The sequence below is a fragment of the Streptomyces sp. NBC_00539 genome (assembly GCF_036346105.1).
Lineage (GTDB): Bacteria > Actinomycetota > Actinomycetes > Streptomycetales > Streptomycetaceae > Streptomyces.
Genome location: NZ_CP107812.1, coordinates 264,928 through 283,243 on the forward strand (window position 1 = coordinate 264,928; position 18,316 = coordinate 283,243).

Annotated in this window: 15 protein-coding genes; 5 read left to right on the forward strand and 10 right to left on the reverse strand. The window is 71.7% G+C overall.

The features are described 5' to 3' along the window. Positions 1 to 11: 11 nt before the first annotated feature. From OG861_RS33295 to OG861_RS33310, 4 genes are all read right to left on the reverse strand, one after another. On the reverse strand, positions 12 to 518 hold the full coding sequence (locus OG861_RS33295) for a DinB family protein (protein ID WP_329202984.1): 507 nt from the start codon (positions 516 to 518) through the stop codon (positions 12 to 14). Between the two features lie 626 nt (positions 519 to 1,144). Next, positions 1,145 to 1,900 (reverse strand): ScbR family autoregulator-binding transcription factor, encoded by a 756-nt coding sequence (locus tag OG861_RS33300; protein WP_329202981.1) that lies wholly within the window; start codon positions 1,898 to 1,900, stop codon positions 1,145 to 1,147. A gap of 110 nt (positions 1,901 to 2,010) precedes the next feature. Continuing rightward, entirely contained in the window at positions 2,011 to 2,865 is an 855-nt protein-coding gene (locus OG861_RS33305) for an AfsR/SARP family transcriptional regulator (RefSeq protein WP_329202979.1), read from the reverse strand. A 217-nt stretch (positions 2,866 to 3,082) separates the two neighbouring features. Further along, positions 3,083 to 3,670, reverse strand: a complete 588-nt coding sequence (locus tag OG861_RS33310; protein ID WP_329202977.1) for a ScbR family autoregulator-binding transcription factor — start codon at positions 3,668 to 3,670, stop codon at positions 3,083 to 3,085. Between the two features lie 273 nt (positions 3,671 to 3,943). Here OG861_RS33310 and OG861_RS33315 point away from each other — a divergent pair, with 273 nt between their 5' ends. Further along, the gene (locus OG861_RS33315) at positions 3,944 to 4,714 is read left to right on the forward strand and encodes an SDR family NAD(P)-dependent oxidoreductase (protein WP_329202975.1); all 771 of its coding nucleotides are present in this window, start codon (positions 3,944 to 3,946) and stop codon (positions 4,712 to 4,714) included. A 170-nt stretch (positions 4,715 to 4,884) separates the two neighbouring features. Here OG861_RS33315 and OG861_RS33320 read toward each other — a convergent pair whose 3' ends face one another. The 3 genes from OG861_RS33320 to argG form a co-directional block, all read right to left on the reverse strand. Next, on the reverse strand, positions 4,885 to 6,102 hold the full coding sequence (locus tag OG861_RS33320) for a cation:proton antiporter domain-containing protein (RefSeq protein WP_329202973.1): 1,218 nt from the start codon (positions 6,100 to 6,102) through the stop codon (positions 4,885 to 4,887). 92 nt (positions 6,103 to 6,194) lie between these two features. Continuing rightward, on the reverse strand, positions 6,195 to 6,923 hold the full coding sequence (locus OG861_RS33325) for a TetR/AcrR family transcriptional regulator (protein WP_329202971.1): 729 nt from the start codon (positions 6,921 to 6,923) through the stop codon (positions 6,195 to 6,197). A gap of 143 nt (positions 6,924 to 7,066) precedes the next feature. Further along, positions 7,067 to 8,512 (reverse strand): argininosuccinate synthase, encoded by a 1,446-nt coding sequence (argG, locus tag OG861_RS33330; RefSeq protein WP_329202969.1) that lies wholly within the window; start codon positions 8,510 to 8,512, stop codon positions 7,067 to 7,069. Between the two features lie 792 nt (positions 8,513 to 9,304). On the opposite strand from argG, the gene OG861_RS33335 reads away from it, so the two are divergent. The 4 genes from OG861_RS33335 to tpg all read left to right on the forward strand — a co-directional run bounded on the left by OG861_RS33335 (position 9,305) and on the right by tpg (position 14,475). Next, on the forward strand, positions 9,305 to 10,579 hold the full coding sequence (locus tag OG861_RS33335; RefSeq protein WP_329202967.1) for a ParA family protein: 1,275 nt from the start codon (positions 9,305 to 9,307) through the stop codon (positions 10,577 to 10,579). Continuing rightward, positions 10,576 to 11,559, forward strand: a complete 984-nt coding sequence (locus OG861_RS33340) for a ParB/RepB/Spo0J family partition protein (RefSeq protein WP_329202965.1) — start codon at positions 10,576 to 10,578, stop codon at positions 11,557 to 11,559. Before OG861_RS33335 ends, OG861_RS33340 begins: the two co-directional genes overlap by 4 nt. Positions 11,560 to 11,702: 143 nt before the next feature. Beyond that, positions 11,703 to 13,898, forward strand: coding sequence for a telomere-associated protein Tap (gene tap, locus OG861_RS33345; protein WP_329202963.1), 2,196 nt, complete (start codon positions 11,703 to 11,705; stop codon positions 13,896 to 13,898). 16 nt (positions 13,899 to 13,914) lie between these two features. Further along, entirely contained in the window at positions 13,915 to 14,475 is a 561-nt protein-coding gene (gene tpg, locus OG861_RS33350; RefSeq protein WP_329202961.1) for a telomere-protecting terminal protein Tpg, read from the forward strand. A 122-nt stretch (positions 14,476 to 14,597) separates the two neighbouring features. On the opposite strand, the gene OG861_RS33355 is transcribed toward tpg, so the two are convergent. From OG861_RS33355 to OG861_RS33365, 3 genes are all read right to left on the reverse strand, one after another. Next, positions 14,598 to 14,975, reverse strand: a complete 378-nt coding sequence (locus OG861_RS33355; protein ID WP_190187537.1) for a DUF6009 family protein — start codon at positions 14,973 to 14,975, stop codon at positions 14,598 to 14,600. Positions 14,976 to 15,191: 216 nt separating this feature from the next. Beyond that, on the reverse strand, positions 15,192 to 16,736 hold the full coding sequence (locus tag OG861_RS33360) for a DNA primase family protein (RefSeq protein WP_329202958.1): 1,545 nt from the start codon (positions 16,734 to 16,736) through the stop codon (positions 15,192 to 15,194). After that, positions 16,733 to 17,755, reverse strand: coding sequence for a bifunctional DNA primase/polymerase (locus tag OG861_RS33365; protein WP_329203376.1), 1,023 nt, complete (start codon positions 17,753 to 17,755; stop codon positions 16,733 to 16,735). The genes OG861_RS33360 and OG861_RS33365 overlap by 4 nt, the downstream gene beginning before the upstream one ends. Positions 17,756 to 18,316: the final 561 nt, after the last annotated feature.

Sequence of the window (18,316 nt, forward strand, 5' to 3'; positions counted from 1 at the left end):
GGGCCGCCGGGCTACTCCCCCGTGGCCCCATCGATCACCTCGCGCAAAAGGTCCGCGTGCCCGTTGTGCCGGGCGTACTCCTCGATCATGTGGGCCAGCACGTAGCGCAGGGAGTACGTCTCCTCCCCGAAGTGCCCCTGCACGTCGAACGACCCGGCCGCCTCCACGATGGCCCGCGACCGCGCGCAGGTCTCCTCCCAGATCCGGAACGACTCGGCCGGGTCCGCGTCCTCGACGTGGAACTCCGTCCGCTCCCCGGCCGCGTTCTGCGGGAAGTAGCCCCGTACGTCCTCGCCGTTCAGGACGTTGCGGAACCAGCCCCGCTCGACCTCCGCGAGGTGGCGCACCAGCCCCAGCAGGCTCAGCTGCGAGGGGGCGACGGCCCTGCGCCGCAGCTGCTCGTGCGTCAGGCCCGCGCACTTCATCATCAGGGTGTCGCGCTGCCACTGCAGCACGCTGGTCAGCGTGGCCCGTTCATCGCCGTCCAGTTCGGGCGGTGTCCTCTTCTCGTCATTCACCGCCCCATGATCACAGCACGCCGCGGAAGAAGGCACCTACGATCCCGACCGGCAACTCCGGCACCCCGGTGGCCGGGCAGTGCCCGCCCGGTCGTACGAGGTCCACCGCCCGACGCGCGCGGTGGGCGTTGGTGCGTGGGGAGGAGCTGCGGGCGGCGGACCGCCCGTTTCCCGTGACCGGTACGGCATCACGTCGGTGAGCATCCGGTCGCGGTCGACCGGGCCCAGCGGATCGCTCCACTCCCCGCGCTTCTCCGGATCCGGGTGAGCGGCCCGAGCGGTGAAATCGTTCAGCGCCTCGGCGAGGCCCTGCGGCCGGGTCGCCCGGATGTCGGCGTACCCCTGCCGCTCCCCGGGCCGGATCCTGCCTGGCTCCCGCGAGGCGGCGGCCCACGGTCGCCGCCCTGGACCCCGTACGTCTGGTCATCCCGGGAGGTACGGCAGCGCGACCTCGAAGGCGCTCCTGGGGTCTCCCCGGTACGCCCCGCGGATCGATGGGCGGCCCCACGTCCAACCGCCCCCACAGGCCGTCCTGCTGCGCCCGCCCCGATGTCGGCCCGGGACCGCCGCAGCCCGCCCGCGCCGCCCTCAGTGCCGCCTGCGGACGCGCCGTCCGGGCGCGGCCCTCACCCCACCGCGCCGAGCGGACCCGCCCCGGCGCCGGCCGTCTCGGTGTCCACGTGCGCCATCCCGCCCGTCCGGTACTCGCCCACCCGTGTCGCGCCCACCAGGCTCGGCAGCAGCAACCCCCACAGCGCCGCGACCTTGCGCCGCAACTCCTCGTAGGACAACCCCGTCCCGGACAGCACCTCGATGCCCGACAGGGCGGCGGCGACCAACGACTCCGCCTCCTCCCACCGCCCCGCGCCGAACTCCCCGTCCCCATCGAACCCGGCGCCCCCGGCAAAACCGGCGTCGTCACCGAACTCCCCGGCCCCGACGAAGCCCGCCGCCGCCAACTCGCCCGCGTCCCGCGCCATCCGCAGCAACCCGCACACCGACGCCAACCACGCCCCGTGGAAGTCCATCACCGCCGGCTGCTGCCCCGCACACTCCTTGGTGATCCGGAAGCTCGCCGGGACCGCCGCGTCCTCGTGCAGCGTCCGCGCCAGCCAGTGCGTCGTGTCGATCAGCACCTGCAACGGCGAGGCCCCGCCCTCCCGCAGCCCGCGTACCGCCTCGTGCAACAACCGGCACCCCTGCCGCTGCACGGCGTCGGCCAGGTCGTCCTTCGACGCGAAGTGGAAGTACAGCGCTCCCTTGGTGACGCCCGCCGCACGCGCGATGTCCCCCAGCGTCGCGTTGGCGTAGCCGTGGCGGTGGAACAACTCGGCCCCGGCGAAGACCAACCGCCTACGTGTCCGCTCCGACCTCTCCTGCACCGTTCGTCTCCTCTCGCCCGCGCCGCCACGCACGCACCACATCGCCCCGACCCGCACGTCGGGCCGTCCTCCGGGGCCCGCACATCAGCCCCTTACCCCCAACCCGCACATCAAGCCCGTACGAGCCGCTCCCGCACATCCGTCACGCCCGCACCGGCAGTCGCGCCCGCGCCGACGACCCGCCCCGCGGCCACCCCGTCCGGCCCGGCCATCAGGATCGACCGCTGCAACCGCCGCAACGCGGCCGACGGCTCCAGCCCCAAGTCCCGTACCAGCGTGGTCCGCAGCCGCTGGTACACGTCCAGCGCCTCCCCGCGCCGCCCCGACCGGTGCAGCGCGAGCATGAACTGCCCGTGCAGGTTCTCGTGCGTCCGGTACCGGCTCACCAGCACCGTCAGCTCCGCCAGCAGCTCCCGGTGCCGACCCAGCCGCAGGTCCGCCTCGATCCGCTGGTCCAGCGCGCACAGCCGGGTCTCCTCCAGCCGCCGCGCCTCCATGTCCAGCTGCACACCGCCGTGCACGTCGGCGAACGCCGGCCCCGACCACAGCGCCAGCGCCTCCCGCAGCAGCCTCGCCGCCCCCGGGTGGTCACCGGCGTCCATCGCCCGGTAGCCCAGCCCCGAGAGCCGGTCGAACTCCCGTACGTCACTCGTCCCGCCCCCGCTGTTCAGCAGGTACCCGCCCGGCAGGGTGACCAGCACGTCCTTCGCCGTCCGCGAGCCGTCGCCCCCCTCCAGGGCGAGCGCGATGAGCGAGCGCAACTGCAGTACGTACGTCTGCAACGTCGTCCGGGCGCTGCGCGGCGGCAGGCTGCCCCACAGTTCCTCGATCAGCGCCGATACGGGTACCACCTGATCGGCATGGAGGGCCAGGAGGGCCAGGACCTGCCGGGGCTTGGGGGCTGTCGGCGTTATGGAGGTCCCGTTCTCCCGCACGGCCAGTGCGCCCAGTACATCGATGTCCACGTCGTACTCCCCTGTCCTTGGATGAGTCGCAAGAGCCAGTAAAAAACGGGACAGACGGTTTGTCAACCGGGCTCGCACCACCTCTTTTCATGCACCCTGCTCCCCCGCCACCCCCTACCGCGTCGCCTCACCTGCGGGGTTGACGCCTCAGCCCCGGCCGTCGGGCCCACCCCCCTCACCCGATTACCAAACCGTTTGGTCTTATTCCGTTACCTTGTCACGTCGATGCCTGCCCGCCCAGCATGAGCGTCCAGATCCGCGCCAGCGTCTCCGGCCCCACCCACTCGGGCTCGGCGGCACCCATCAGCTCAAGGCCGACCGTCGAAGCCACCACCGCCCGCGCCGCGTCCCGCCGGGAAACGCCCTCGGCCAGGATCCCGCCGCGCTCGGCGGCCTCCAGTAACTCGTCCACCCACAACCGCCAACTTCCCCAGACGTCGACCCGGCCCCCGCGCGAGACATCGGCGGACAGCCCGAAGCCGGCCCGCACCACGACGTCCTCGGCCAGCAGCGTCATCAGCGCGGACGTGGAGTCCAGCAACACCCGCAACGGGTCCGCCGCCACCTCCCCCGCCTCCCTGGCCGCATCGATGATCCGCCGCACCGCCTCCACCGACCGGTCCTCGACGGCTCGCGCGAGCGCGGCCTTGCCGGCGAAGTGGAAGTGGAACCCCCCGGTGGTCACTCCGGCCCGGCGGCTGATCGTCGCGACGGACGCGGCGGCGAACCCCTCCTCGGCGAACACCTCCGCCGCGGCGCGCACGAGTGACTCCCGCGTGCGCGTCGCACGCTCCTGCTTATCCATGGGGGCTCCACAAACCGCATGCGCCGCATGCGCGGTACACCGAAGAAGGTGTGACGAGTTCGGGCGGCCACAGTCCGTGTCGGCAGCCGAGCCCGGGCGGACTCCCACTGGAGCCACAGCTTCCGAGTCCCCGTCGGCCCCTTCGCGCACCCTCCACACAACCCGCCCTCCGGTCCTCTCCCGCCGCCCGTCCCCACCCCCGGTCCGACCGACGAACCTGATCACGTGACGGCCTGGTCCCAACCCGCCTACCCGCTGCTACTGTCAGCCCTCATGAGCGGTGACATCGGTGTTCTCATAGGCAAGTCGGCCCTGATCACGGGTGCCAGCGCAGGCATAGGAGCTGCCGCCGCCCGGGTGTTCTGCCGTGAAGGCGCCGCGGTCACACTGGTCGCCCGCCGTGAGCCGCAACTGGCCGCACTCACCGAGGAACTGCGCGCCGCCGGACACCGGGCCCAGTACGTCGTCGCCGACGTCGCCAAGAGCGAGGACGTGGCCCGCGCCGTCGCCGCGGCCGTGGACACGTACGGCAGGCTGGACGCCGCTTTCAACAACGCGGGGTTCGGCGTCGAGCCGAAGCCCCTGCACCTCCTCGACGAGGACGCGTACGACACCACCATGGACACCAACGTCCGCGGCGTCTGGAACTGCATGCGCCACGAGATCCGCGCGATGCTGCTCACCGGGGGCGGCGCGATCGTGAACAACAGCAGCACCGCCGGCCTGGTGGCCACCCCGGTGTCGGCCCCGTACATCGCCTCCAAGCACGCCGTCATCGGCATGACCAAGGCCGCCGCCACCGAGTACGCGCCCCACGGCATCCGCGTGAACGCCATCGCCCCCGGCTCCACGCGCAGCGAGATGATCGACGGCTGGCTCAAGAGCAACCCGGAGATGGAGGACGTCCTCCTGCAGGCGGCCCCCCTCCCCCGCATCGCGGATCCGGCCGAGATCGCCGAAGCGGCCCTGTGGCTGTGCAGCGACCGCGCCTCCTTCGTGGTCGGCACCACCCTCTCCGTGGACGGCGGCTGGACCACCCGCTGACATCCACGGCGTTAACGCCGTTAACGCCGTTAACGCCCGACGGGCTCACGGGCTGACGACCGGGGAGCGTTAACGCCGTTAACGCTCCGCCGCCGCGCCGGCGTTAACGCCGTTAACGCCCTGCGGCGCCCCCTCGCCCCACCCGCTCACCGTCAACGGCGTTAACGCCGTTAACGGTTGCCCCCCACCATCCGCCGGACCACCGGCCCCGTGAGCGCCGTGGTCACCACGGCCATCAGCACCAGCACCGTGAACAGCTCCGGCCCGATCACCCCCAGGCCGAGCCCCACGTTCAGCACCACCAGCTCCGTCACCCCCCGGCAGTTCAGCAGCGCCCCCAGCACCACCGCGTCCCGTACCGGCTGCCCCGCCACCAAAGCGGCCCCCGCACCTCCGCCCCACTTCGCGGCGACCGCCACCACCAGCACCGCCCCGGCCCACAGCCACGCCCCCGCGTCACCGCCCAGCCGCCCGACGTCCGTCCGCAGCCCGCTCCCGACGAAGAACAACGGCAGGAGCACCGGCACCACCACCTCCCCCATCCGCCGGGCCGCCCCCTCCACCGGGGCCCAGTCCCGCGGCACCACCGCACCGCACACGAACGCCCCGAACAGCGCGTGCACCCCGAGGGCGTCCGTCGCGTACGCCGTCCCGCACAGCCCGGCGAACAGCCCGACCACTCCCCCACCGGCGTCGGCCCACCGCTTCGCACACCGGGCCAGCACCGGCCGTACTCCCCACCACATCCCGGCGAGGAACGCGCCGGCCAGTACCCCGGTGACCGCCGCCCCGGCGACCCCACCCCCGCCCGCCACCGCCACGACCACCGCCAGCAGGCACCACGCCACCACGTCCGCGACCGCCGCGCTCGCCAACGCCACCGCCCCGACCGGCGTCCCGTTCAGCCCCTGCTCCGTCAGGATCCGCGCCAGCACCGGGAACGCCGTCACGCTCATCGCCACGGCCACGAACAGGACGAACTCGCCCCGGCCCACCCCGTCCGGCGCGAAGGACCCGTACATCCCCGCCGCCAGCAGTCCGCCGAGCGCCAGCGGTACGACGACGCTCGCCTGGCCCACCACCGCCACGACCCGCCCGCGCCCGCGCAACAGCCCGAGGTCGAGCTCGAATCCGACGAGGAACATGAAGACGACCAGGCCCAGGTTTCCCAGCACCCCCAGGTACGGGAGCACCCCCGCCGGCAGCAACCACCCCTGCCCCTGCGGCCAGACCCACCCCAGCAGCGAGGGCCCGAGCAGGATCCCGACGGCGATCTCCCCGACCACCGCCGGCTGCCCGCACCTGCGCATCACCACCGCACCCGCCCCGCACAGCAGCAGGACCACCGGTACCGCGATCAGCACTCCCGTCAGCGGATCACCCGCCACAGGCCCCTCCCGAAGACGGCGTCCCCGGCCCCCTCCCCCCGCACCCCGGCGCGGGAAACGGACCTACGCCGCGACGCCGGGACTTCCGAAGGTCACCGCCGCCCCTCCACCAGCAGCCCGATCCCGTCGAAGATCCGCGCCAGCCCGAACTCCAACGCCTGGTCCTGCCCACCGTGCGCCGCGACCGACGCCAGCGCCGCCGTCAGTGCGGGGTAGCCCTCCCCGTGCTCCCGCATCACTTCGTCCAGCGCCTTGGCGAGGTCCGCGTCCGGCCCGGCGGCGCCGCCGCCCAGCGCCCGCTCCTGTGCGACGATCCCCCGTACGTGGCCCGACACCAGCACCACCGCGTCCATCGCCTCGGCTCCGCTCAGCGCGCACCCGTCCATCGCCGCGAGCGCCCGCTCCATCCACCCCACCTCCCGCGGACCCATGACCCGCGCCCCGACCGTCGCCTCCAGCAGCCACGGGTGCGCCCGGAACCCCGCGCACAACGCCCGCGCCCACACCCCGAGCCGCTCACGCCACCCCTCCCGGGCAGCCATCTGCGTATCCAGCCCGGCCGGATCCGGCAGGGCCGCCTCCACCATCAGCGCGACCAGCTCGGCCTTCCCCGGCACGTACCGGTACAGCGCCATCTTCGTGACCCCGAGTTCGCCGGCCACCAGCTGCATCGACACACCGCCGAGCCCCTGCGCGTCGGCGATGGCCACTCCCGCCTCCGCGATGCCCCCGAGCGTGAGCCCGCGCTTGGGCCCCCTCGCCGGCTCCACCGCCGGCCCCCACAGCAGCCTCACGACCGCGCCCCAGTCCTCGTCCGCCATGGGATCCCCCTCACCTGAGAAAATTGCGTCCACCATACACGTTAACGGCGTTAACGCCTCCGCGCCCCACGGCAAAAGGCCGGCCCCACGCCCGAAGGCGCTGAGCCGACCTCTCTTCCCCACTGCCGTCCGGCGGCCGCCGACTAGTCGGTGCCGAACTCCATGGCCGCGCGGTCCAGCATCTCCTCGTCCTCGGAGACCTCGCCCCGCGAGGCGATGGCCTCGGCCCCGCCCTCCGGCATGCTGCCGATCAGCCCGGTCGCAGCCGCCTGCGCCGCGCCGATCGCGGGGTTGGCGGTGCCGATCAGACCGAGCGCCGCGTACTGCTCCAGCTTGGAGCGCGAGTCGGCGATGTCCAGGTTGCGCATCGTGAGCTGACCGATCCGGTCCACCGGGCCGAAGGCCGAGTCCTCGGTGCGCTCCATGGACAGCTTGTCCGGGTGGTAGCTGAACGCGGGGCCCGAGGTGTCGAGGATCGAGTAGTCCTCACCGCGCCGCAGCCGCAGCGTCACCTCACCGGTGACGGCCGCGCCGACCCAGCGCTGCAGCGACTCCCGCACCATCAGCGCCTGCGGGTCCAGCCAGCGGCCCTCGTACATCAGCCGGCCGAGGCGCCGGCCCTCATTGTGGTACTGGGCGACGGTGTCCTCGTTGTGGATCGCGTTCACCAGGCGCTCGTACGCCGCGTGCAGCAGGGCCATGCCGGGCGCCTCGTAGATGCCGCGGCTCTTGGCCTCGATGATCCGGTTCTCGATCTGGTCCGACATGCCCATGCCGTGACGCCCGCCGATGGCGTTCGCCTCCATCACCAGGGCGACGGGCGAGGCGAACTTCTCCCCGTTGATGGTCACCGGACGGCCCTGGTCGAAGCCGATCGTCACGTCCTCGGTGGCGATCTCGACCGAGGGGTCCCAGAACCGCACGCCCATGATCGGCTCGACGGTCTCCACGCCGGTGTCCAGGTGCTCCAGCGTCTTGGCCTCGTGGGTGGCGCCCCAGATGTTGGCGTCGGTGGAGTACGCCTTCTCCGTGCTGTCCCGGTAGGGCAGGTCGTGGGCCAGGAGCCACTCGGACATCTCCTTGCGGCCGCCCAGCTCGGTCACGAAGTCCGCGTCCAGCCAGGGCTTGTAGATCCGCAGGTGCGGGTTGGCGAGCAGGCCGTACCGGTAGAACCGCTCGATGTCGTTGCCCTTGAAGGTCGAGCCGTCGCCCCAGATCTGTACGTCGTCCTCGAGCATCGCCCGTACCAGGAGCGTGCCCGTGACGGCGCGGCCGAGGGGCGTGGTGTTGAAGTACGCCCGCCCGCCGGAGCGGATGTGGAACGCACCGCACGTGAGCGCGGCCAGACCCTCCTCCACCAGCGCGGCGCGGCAATCGACCAGCCGCGCGATCTCGGCCCCGTACGCCTTCGCCCGGCCGGGCACGGACCCGATGTCGGGCTCGTCGTACTGGCCGATGTCGGCGGTGTAGGTGCAGGGAATCGCACCCTTGTCGCGCATCCACGCGACGGCGACCGACGTGTCGAGACCGCCTGAGAAGGCAATGCCGACGCGCTCGCCGGCCGGAAGGGAGGTGAGGACCTTAGACATAGGAAGAGTATGCACTCCCCCGCATGATCATGCAAAACCCCACCCCACCATTAACGGCGTTAACGCCCGGCCGTACGATCCCGAGCCCCAGCGCGCCCCGCGCCACCGTTAACGGCGTTAACACCGACCCGCCCTCGAAGCCCACACCTCCCCCGCACAACGGCTCGCCCCCCTGCGCCACGGCCCGTTCCACCCCACCGGACTCCCGCCCCCACCGTTAACGCCGTTAACGGTCCCCACCCCAGGCGCGAGCCCGACCCCTCCCCGGGGCGGCAACAAGGACTGTCCCGCCATCCCCGGCACCGACCCTGCGCCCGGGCACCCTCACCCCGCACCATTAACGGCGTTAACGCCCGGCCGCACGATCCCGAACCCCAGCGCGCGCCCCGCGCCACCGTTAACGGCGTTAACGCCTCCCCTCCCCGCCCCGCCCAGGAACGCCGCCCTCACCCAACCCGGCACTCCGCAACGACCCCCGCACGCACACACCGGTGCCCCCACGCACGCCCACCCGCGCCGCTCCCTTCCAAGAGGCCCGGCCACGGCCCCGATGCCAACCAGTTCCGTGGCACCGCCGGGGCCTCACCAAGCCCCCGGGCCGCCGGCCGAGTGGCCCGCCCAACGGCCCTGCGCCGTACGACCGCCCCCGGACTCCCCAGCCACCCCGACCGGCTGACGAAACACCACGGCACCCGCACCACGCCCCCGCAACGCGCCACCCGCACCCACTTCGTTAGCAAAACCCAAGCGTGGCGCCCACATCCACCCCAGAACGTTAGTAAAGTCCCTCCCATGACTTCCCCCTCCTCCCAGAGCGACCGAGAAAAGGTCGTCTCCAAGCTCCCCCCGTGGCTCCGCCAGGAGTTGAAGATCCGCACCGCCCAACTCCGCGTCGACATCCAGGACGCCGTCCACCAGGGCATCGCCCACTGGAGCGCCCTCGCCTCCGCCCCCTCACCCGTCGACACCTCCGGCGCCGAGTCCTTCTCCACTTGGCTGCCCCTCGGCCAGTGGGAGTCGTTCCGGGCCGCCTCCAAGGACCGCGGTGTCTCCCTCATCCAGGGTCTCGCCCAAGCGGTCCACCTCTGGCTGGAGATGAACCCCGCCCCCACCGTCAAGCGGCCCTCCGTCGTACGCCGCATCGTCGTGTGCAACCAGAAGGGCGGCGTCGGCAAGACCGCCATCACCGCCGGCACCGCCGAGGCCCTCGCCGAGGACCCGTCGACCCTCCACCCCGTCCGCGTCGCCCGCCAACTGGCCCGCCTCTCCCCCGGTTCCGACGAACCGAACGGAGAACGCGGAGCCTCCTACCCGGAGACGACGCCGGTCGACCTGGAAGACCTCCCCGGCCTCGGCATGCGCGTCCTGCTGGTCGACTTCGACCCCCAGGGCCACCTCACCAAGCAGCTGGGCCAACAGCCCCTCCCCATCGGCGGCGACAGCCTCACCTGCCACATGGCCGGCGAAGCCAAGGGCCCCCTCACCGACCTGATCGTCCCCATCCCCGACGACCGCTTCGGCGACCGCCTGCACCTCCTCCCCGCCTGCACGGACGCCTTCCTCCTCGACGTCCGCCTCTCCACCGTCCGCGCCCGCGAAGCCGCCCTCGAACGCGCCCTCGCCCCCGTCGAATCCGACTACGACGTCATCCTCATCGACTGCCCGCCCAGCCTCGGGCTCAGCATGGACGCGGCCATCTACTACGGCCGCCGCCGCGACACCGAACAGCCGGGCGCCTCCGGCGCGCTGATCGTCGTACAGGCCGAGGACTCCTCCGCAGACGCCTACGACCTGCTCACCTCCCAAATCAACGATCTGCGCGACGACCTCAGTCTCGACATCGACTACCTCGGCCTCGTCGTGAACCTGTACGACGGCCGCCGCGGCTACATCGCCACTTCCTCCCTCCAGGCCTGGATGGACATAAAGGATCCGCGGGTCGTGGCGATCGTCCCCGACCTCAAGGAACAGCGCGAAGCCGTCCGCGTGAAGCAGCCCCTCTTCGTCTACGCGCCCAAGGGCGACCAGGCCGTAGCCCTCCGCGCCCTCGCCCGGGAGATCTCATGAGCAGCAAGGCCGACAAACTGGGCGTCTCCGCCTCCTTCGCCCGGGCCCAGCCCGTCGGCGTCAGTTCCCGACGCGCGGCGATCGCCGAAGCCACCGGGGCCCCCACCTCCGGCATCGTCCCCCCTTCCGAGGTGCCCATCGAGGCACTCGCCCACAACCCCTTCAACCTCCGCGAGGACCTCACCGAACTCGACGAGCTGGCCCAGTCCCTCCTCTCCCGGGGTCAGCTCCAGCCCCTCGCGGTCGCCACCCGCATGGCCTTCATGGAGGCGCACCCGGGGCAGACCGACGGCCTGGGCCGCGCCCCGTACGTGGTCATCGACGGCAACCGGCGCCTCGCGGCCGCCCAGCTGGCCGGCCTCAAGACCATGCACATCCACGTCAACGACGCGCTGTCCGCGTCCGCCGCCGACATCCTCGAATCGGCCCTGATCGCCAACGTCCACCGCGTCGACGTCGCGCCCATGGACCAGGCCCGCGCCCTCCAGGAACTCGTCGACGTCCACGGCTCCCAGGCCCAGGTCGCCAAGCGGCTCGGCAAGACGGCGGCCTGGGTCTCCCAGCGGCTGGCCCTCCTCAACCTGACACCCACCCTCCAGGAGAAGGTCGACACGGGCGAGCTCAAGGTGGAGCCGGCCCGCCGTATCGGCCGACTGCCCCAAGAGGCACAGGCGGCAGCGGCCGAGGAGACCCTCAACGCCGTCAATCCCCCTCGCCAACGCACGCCCGCCAATGCCGTTAACGCCGTCAGTACCGTTAACGCCGTTAACGCCCCGCCCGCCACACCCGCCCCCAAGACCCCCTCCACCCCACTCTCCTCATCCATCACATCAACGCCCACCCCTCCCCCGCACCCCTCCCCCGCGCCCCGCATCACCATCTCCACGCACTCCCCGGAAACCATCGCGGACGCCCTCACCGCCCACCTCACCCCCGACGACCTCAAGGCCGTCACCGAGCTCCTGCTCTCCCGCATCTGAGGCGGGACCCCGATGGGGCGTTAACGCCGTTAACGCCCCACGTGCGTTTCATGTGCGTTTGGAGGTGCGCTTCACATAGCCTTGCCGCGGAGAGACCCATCCGGACGCGGACGCGACCCAGACCGAGAGACCCGACGAGAGCCATGAGCAACGACCCGGAACAGACGACGCTCTTCGCAGCGGTCGACGCCCTGCTCGAAGAGGCAGCCGCGCAGGACTTCCTGCCGCACCCCGACGAGCGAAAGCGCCTGCGCGAAGCCGCCGGACTGAGCCAGGACCAGATCGCCAAGGCCCTCTCCGTCCGCCGCGAAACGGTCACCTCCTGGGAAACCGGCCGCACCGCCCCGCGCCCGCCCAAGCGCGCGGCCTACGCCCGCCTCCTCCAAGGCCTCTCCACCCTCCACACCCCCACCCCTGCGCACCCCCCGACTCCGGAGGCCGCACCCGGCCTCCCGGCCGAGCCGAGCCAGGAGCTCGCCCCCCGAGACGGCGCCGACGGCATTAACGCCGTTAACACCCCGCCCTCCCCCGCCCCTACCGTTAACGCCGTTAATACCCCTCCCCCCGCTCCCCCCGCGCCCACCGTTAACGCCGTTAATACCGCTCCCCCCACCCGCAAAGCGGCCCCCCTCCCTCCCCGCACCACACCCCCCGCCCCCCACCACATCCCCCTCGCCGTCCTCACCGGCACCCCCCGGGCCCACGCCGCCGGCGGCCTCCTCCTCGACCTCCCCCCCAAGGCCGCCACCGACCTGCCCACCCTCATCGCCTGGGCCCTCTCCCCCGACGCCGATCTCCGCTCCCCCCGCCTCCACCGCAACGGCAAGGACGGCGACCCCCTCCTCGTCCTCACCGCCGCCGCCACCGAGGCACTCGGCCTCCCCCTCACCCTCGAAGACCGCCGCGGCCTGCGCCTCCCCGACAACCACCCCACCCTCAAGCTCCTCGCGAAGCACAAGTGGCAGCTCACCCGCCGCGGCTTCGGCCCCTGGCCCCGCGTCTACCGCCCCGCCACGCCCACCACCGGCCGCCAGTGCGTCCAGCTCGCGGTCCTCCCCTGGGGCGCCCTGGACCCCCGCGCCTGGGGCGAGGACACCGCCGACCTCCCCGCCGCCGAACTCGCCGACCTGCTCACCACCTACGCCACCCGCGTCCTCACCCCCCGCGGCTCCACGGCGGTCACCGGCCTCGAACTCATGACGGCCCTGCGGCCGCCCACCCGCGCCGCCCGCAACCCCGTCACCCAGGCGTGGGAGTCCGCCCCCGTCGCCGGCTCCCTCACCCGCCCCGTCGACCCGGCGCCCCCCGAGGCCCCCGACGAACACCCCGTCGTCGCCGCCCTCTACCCCCGCGCCCACCAGCGCACCCCGGACCAGGTCCTGGACGAAGAGGCGTACGACTGGATCCGCGATCCCCAGCTCCTCACCGACGACGAGTGCACCCTCACCCACGCCGTCGGCATCGACGTGAACATGGCCTTCGCCGCGGCCGCGAACCGCCTCACCGTCGGCCTCGGCCCCGCGACCCACACCACCTCGCCCCGCTTCGACCCCAAGACCCCCGGCTGCTGGCTGGCGGACCTCTCCGCCCTCCCCCAGGACCCCCGCCTCCCCAGCCCCTTCACCCCCCACGGCCGGCCTCCGACCGGCCCGGCCTGGTACGCGACCCCGACCCTCGCCTACGCCCAGGAACTCGGCCACGCCGTCCACCCCACCGAGGCCTGGCTCCGCCCCGACAGCGGCCCCTACCTCGACGCCTGGTACACCCGCCTCCGCGACGCCTACATGGCCACCATGGCCGACCTCGGCATCACCCCGGCCCTCACCGAGGCCGAGTTCCTCAAGGCGATGGCGGAGATGGCCACGACGCCCCACCACCCCACCCTCAAGCCGGTCCTGTCAGCCATCAAGTCCACCGTCAAGGGCGGTATCGGCAAACTCCGCGAACGCCCCCAGGGCGCCGGCTACCGCCACGGCGAACCCTGGCCGGCCCTCGAACGCCCCACCTGGCGCCCCGACATCCGCGCCGCCGTCATCTCCACGGCCCGCGTCAACATGCACCGCAAGATGCACAAGCTCGCCACCGCCGCCGGCCAGTACCCCATCGCGGTCCTCTCCGACTGCGCGCTGTACCTTTCCCCCGGCCCCAGCCCCCTCGACTTCCTCCCCCGCACCCCCGAGGGCAAGCCCCTCCCCGGCGGCTTCCGTCTCGGCGTCAGCCCGGGCATGGTCAAGCACGAGGGCACCCAGTCCCTCCTCTGGGCCGTGGAGATGCTCGACTCACAGCTCAACCCCGCACGCCACATCAAGGGCCACGACGCCGCGGCCGACGGAGAGTAAGCGAGAGTAAGAACCCATGCCCCCCTCCGACATCGACGACAGCCTCATCCGCGCCGACGAGCAGAACTTCACCCGCCCCGTCCCCCGGTCCGCGGGCGCCCAGATGCGCTTCCTCGTCAAGCAGCTCAAGTCGACGCGGGAGACGGCCCGCCTGCTCGGCATCTCCCAGCGCACGGTCGAGCGCTACGTGAAGAACCAGATCCGAACACCGAAACCGGACCTGGCGACCCGTCTGGAGACGGAGGTACGCCGCCGCTGGCAGCCGCTGGTACGCAGGCGCGCCCGCGACCGGGCCGCCCGCACCACCGGCCTCGTCATCGAGACCCGCGCCCGCTTCGGCTTCACCGCGGCCCCCGGCACCACCGACGACGGCCGCATGCGGCGCATCACCCAGCACCTGCCGCCGGAGTACGCGAGCCGCCTCTTCACCGCCCAGGAGGCCGGCGCCACCGAAGCCCAGCTCCGCCAGATCACCGCCGAAGCCCTGCAGGAGATCTACTTCAAGGACAACGGTGCCCGCGCCACCGGCCTCCTGGTCGAGTTCACCGACATCGACTACGTCGACCTGGCCTTCTGAGGGACGACCCGCCGGGGGACCGGCTGAGGGACCGAAGGGACTGCCAGGGACCGAAGGGACTGAAATTCGCCATCAAAGTACGGCGCGTTTCAGCCACCCCACGCGCGCGGCCATCCGGTCGGTCAGGCCACGGTGGGGGCGGAGAGCCCTCGCTGCGAGCGTTCGGTCTTCCTGCCGACCTGCCTGGGCTGGATGGTCCGCGGGTCGACGGCCTCACCCGGCGCGCCTTCCCGGTACAGGCCCTCGGGCTGGGCGTCCCGGTCGTGCGGCAGGAGGTAGAAGACACGCCGCTTCTGCAGCCCGCTGTCGGGGTCCGCTTCCGCCGTGTCGCCGAGCTCGGTGAACCCGATCATCCGCCCGTCACGGTGGTAGCGCGGCTTCCCGCGCCGGCGCGGAGTCTTGTCCAGGGCCTGCCGTACGTAGTCGAGTTCTTCGGGATCCTCCAGCCACACCACTTTGACCTCGTGGGCGAGATCGCTTGCTGTCAGTAGCGAGCTCATGGCCTGGACCCTTCCTCGTGCACGTCGGCCCCGCGGGGCCCCTGGTTTCTCCGCGCCGCGAGCGACGCCGATGCCGGTATGCGACGGAGCCCCGTGGGCTCCCGCCGGCTGGTGGATCCGTTCATCATCCTTGTCCATCGTAGGTGTGCCCGCCCCGGGACTGCAGCACGCATCGACCAGTCACGCCGTAGTTGCCCTGTTCGCGTCACGTGGGACCTACTCTTCATCGGCCAGAAGGGCCAGCCCCGGATAAAACTTCTGCCCGTTCGAACGGAGCATCTCATTGGGCGAGGCCACGCCCACCTCGGCGCGGATGCGCGTGGCGAACGCGCGCGTCGTGGCGGGCCTCAGACCCTCCCCATCAAGGCACCAGGCACTGTAGGCGCGGTAGAGGGCTCCCTGTTCGACCTTGAGGTCGCGTGGATCGGGCAGTTCCGCGCCGGTCGTGCAGCATTCCGCGAGGAAGCGCCCGATGTGGTCCTCGGTCGTCGCGTAGGCCTGGGTGGCGGTGCGTACGACGCTGGGCCCCGTCAGGGGTGGTTTGTCGGCGAGGTAGGCCTTGGCTCCCTGGATCATCCAGTGCAGGATGCCCGGACCCTCCTCCTGTACGAGCGCCTCCGCCAGGTTGTCGATCTTCCGGTGGTCGGGGACGACCTTCTCGAAGGGGATGAGGCGGATCCGGCGCCAGAACGCGTGCCCACCGGTGCCCACTTCCGGGCGGTGGTTGCCCAGGAGCCACAGCTTGTGGGTCGGCTCGAAGCTGAAGAAGTCCTGCCGCATCCGCCGTGCCTTGAGCCGGTCGCCGCCCGTGAGGAGCTTGACGCGGGCCTCGTCGAACTTGTCGTGCGGCTTGAGCTCACTGCAGACGAACAGGCGCCGCCCGTGCAGTTCGGTCAGCTCGGTGGAGTGCTCGTTGAACTTGCCGCGCTCCATCAGGAACCCGGGCGGTGCCACGTCCGCGTAGTCACCGAGGATCTTGATCACGACGTCGAGCAGGGCGGACTTGCCGTTCGCGCCCACGCCGTAGAGGAAGGGCAGGACCTGGCCGCCCACATCACCGGTGATGGAGTAGCCGAGCAGGAGATGAAGAAAATTGATCATCTCCTTGCCTTTGTCGTCATCCCCGAATGTCTGCTTGAGGAAGGTGTGGAACCGCGGGGTGGGCATGGCCTCGGGCGCCAGGTGCGTGGCACGGGAATGCAGGTCGCGCGTCGGATTGGGCTTGTGCAGGTCGCCGGTACGCAGATCCACCACACCGGCGGGGGTGCAGAGCGCGTACTTGTCGCCGTCCAGCGTGTCCGGGTCCAACGCCAGTTCGGGCGACGCCTTCGCTTGCGTCAGCATGGCCTTGACGCCCGAGGTGGACATGGTGCGCTTGCGGTGCTGGGCCAGCTCCCGGTCGGTGAACACCCCGCGCGGATCGTGGGCGGGCAGATCCTCCGCCATGTCACCGGCGGCCCAGATCGCCGCCTTCTCCCCGCCGGTGCGCTTCCACCGGTACTCGTCCCAGACGTACCAGCCCAGACCCTCCACGTGCCGGAACCGGTCGTGGTGCAGGTGCGCGAACAGCTTCGCGTTGCCGCGATCGGTCAGGTTGTTCAACAACCCGGCCTGGATGAAGTCCGCGGCCCCGATGGCCGTGGGCGTTCCGCTCTGCTGGGCGGGCAGGCGTCGGCCCTGCGTCGTGGTGTCCGTCGTGAACGCGGCGAGCTGTTCCGCCGCCGCCTGGGCATTGAACCCCGTGCTTCCGGCGCTGCTCATGGGCGCTCCTTGGGGTGGATCGGCCGATCACTGCCGGCGCGCAACCCTGTGTCGACGATGAGGACGTTTCGGCGTGGCTGGTGGGGTCGCGCCTGGTTCGCGGCGTCGAGGAGCAGTTCCCGGGCCTCTGCCCCGGTGAGGTGGCCGGAGGCTGCCAGACCTCCGGCGGTGAAGGCGGCTCGGTTGAGTTTCTCGCTGAACGCCGTTCCCGCGGGACTGGCGCCGCAGGCACGGACTTCGTCCAGGAGCGAGGCCAGGACCCGCCGGCCGGCCTGCCGGGGGCCCTGGGGGCCCCGGGAGTCCCGGGTCTTCGGTCGCGGCATGGTGGGCTCCGCAGGGGCGGGCTGCTCAACTCTGTGGCCGGTGCGTACGAGTTCGGCGGTGAGCCACATCGGCAGGACCGCCGGCAGCCGGGCCCCGCCCAGCGCCTCGTAGACACCTGCGGCCGTGCGCGTCGTCGGCGCCACGATGTAGCCGCCGACGGCGCGGACGTCGACCTGCCAGGCGAGCGCGACCTTGGAGCTCGAACCACTGGAGCACCGCAGGCTCGGCCCGTCCTGGGGCGTGCGGTACCAGATGTGCATGCCCCCGGAGGGCGTGCGGACGCGCAGGGTCGACTCGTCCTCGCAGGGGTTGGGCACACCCCTGTACGCCGCCAGGAGCGCCAACGTGTCGAAGCCGCTGCTGAGTCCGGTCAGGTCGACGCGCTCGTCGATGGGGATCCCGGGCAGCAGCTTCTGCCGGTCCGGCAGCGGTACGGCGTGGGCGTCGACGTCGATGACCACCAGTCCGGCAGGTCCACAGGCGACACCGATCCCGAAGTCGGGGTTGGCCCCCCACCACTGGCGCACCGTTTCGGGGTCGGTGGTCGCCGCGTGGAAACCGTGGCACCAGCGCCCCCGGGCGTGGCACGGGCAGGCGTGGGGAGGGTGCTGCCCTTCCCGGCATTCGGAACAGTTCGGAGCGGGCGTCTTGGTCCCTGGCGCGAGGGGGTGGACAGGGTAGCCGCGCAGCGCCATCCACGTGGCCACGTCCAGTGCGGTCCCGCCATTCACCTCGTGTGGCGGGCTTTCGTAACGCACGGGCACTGGCTCTTCCTTGACGCGGTGTGAGGGGCGGCTGCTCCCAGCCCCTTGCTGCTCCCTTGAGTGGCCTTCCACCTGCAGCTCAGGGACCAGAGGGACTGAAGATTCACTATTGCGGAGGTTACCTCAGAGGTTGCGGCGGCTCAGGTTCAAATAGCCGCTGTATCGCCAGTTCAGTCCCTTCGGTCCCTCACTACGTGAAGGTATGGCCCGGTTCATCCAGGTAGGTTCCTCTTCTTCAACCGGCTGAGACCCGGGCGTGTCGCACTTTCTGGCCGAGAACTGACCATTGGTCCTCCCGCCCTTGAGGCGGGCTCGACCGGGACCCTGGTCCGACCCTGTCCCAGTCCGGTCCCTCACCCCCCGCCCCGGCGGCCGCCGCGGTCCGACGCACCTCAGGGTCTGAAAGCACCCCGACTCCGGTTCAGTCCCTCCCTGTTCAGTCCCTGGAAGAAACCGCAGGTCAGAAGGGCGAGAAGCGACTGACAGGGACTA

Excerpts from the sequence above, each read along its gene's own strand:
- OG861_RS33310 (WP_329202977.1), bottom strand. The coding sequence starts at position 3,670 with ATGGATAAGCAGGAGCGTGCGACGCGCACGCGGGAGTCACTCGTGCGC.
- OG861_RS33315 (WP_329202975.1), top strand. The coding sequence starts at position 3,944 with ATGAGCGGTGACATCGGTGTTCTCATAGGCAAGTCGGCCCTGATCACG.
- OG861_RS33325 (WP_329202971.1), bottom strand. The coding sequence starts at position 6,923 with ATGGCGGACGAGGACTGGGGCGCGGTCGTGAGGCTGCTGTGGGGGCCG.
- argG (WP_329202969.1), bottom strand. The coding sequence starts at position 8,512 with ATGTCTAAGGTCCTCACCTCCCTTCCGGCCGGCGAGCGCGTCGGCATT.
- OG861_RS33335 (WP_329202967.1), top strand. The coding sequence starts at position 9,305 with ATGACTTCCCCCTCCTCCCAGAGCGACCGAGAAAAGGTCGTCTCCAAG.
- OG861_RS33340 (WP_329202965.1), top strand. The coding sequence starts at position 10,576 with ATGAGCAGCAAGGCCGACAAACTGGGCGTCTCCGCCTCCTTCGCCCGG.
- tap (WP_329202963.1), top strand. The coding sequence starts at position 11,703 with ATGAGCAACGACCCGGAACAGACGACGCTCTTCGCAGCGGTCGACGCC.
- tpg (WP_329202961.1), top strand. The coding sequence starts at position 13,915 with ATGCCCCCCTCCGACATCGACGACAGCCTCATCCGCGCCGACGAGCAG.
- OG861_RS33355 (WP_190187537.1), bottom strand. The coding sequence starts at position 14,975 with ATGAGCTCGCTACTGACAGCAAGCGATCTCGCCCACGAGGTCAAAGTG.
- OG861_RS33360 (WP_329202958.1), bottom strand. The coding sequence starts at position 16,736 with ATGAGCAGCGCCGGAAGCACGGGGTTCAATGCCCAGGCGGCGGCGGAA.
- OG861_RS33365 (WP_329203376.1), bottom strand. The coding sequence starts at position 17,755 with ATGGCGCTGCGCGGCTACCCTGTCCACCCCCTCGCGCCAGGGACCAAG.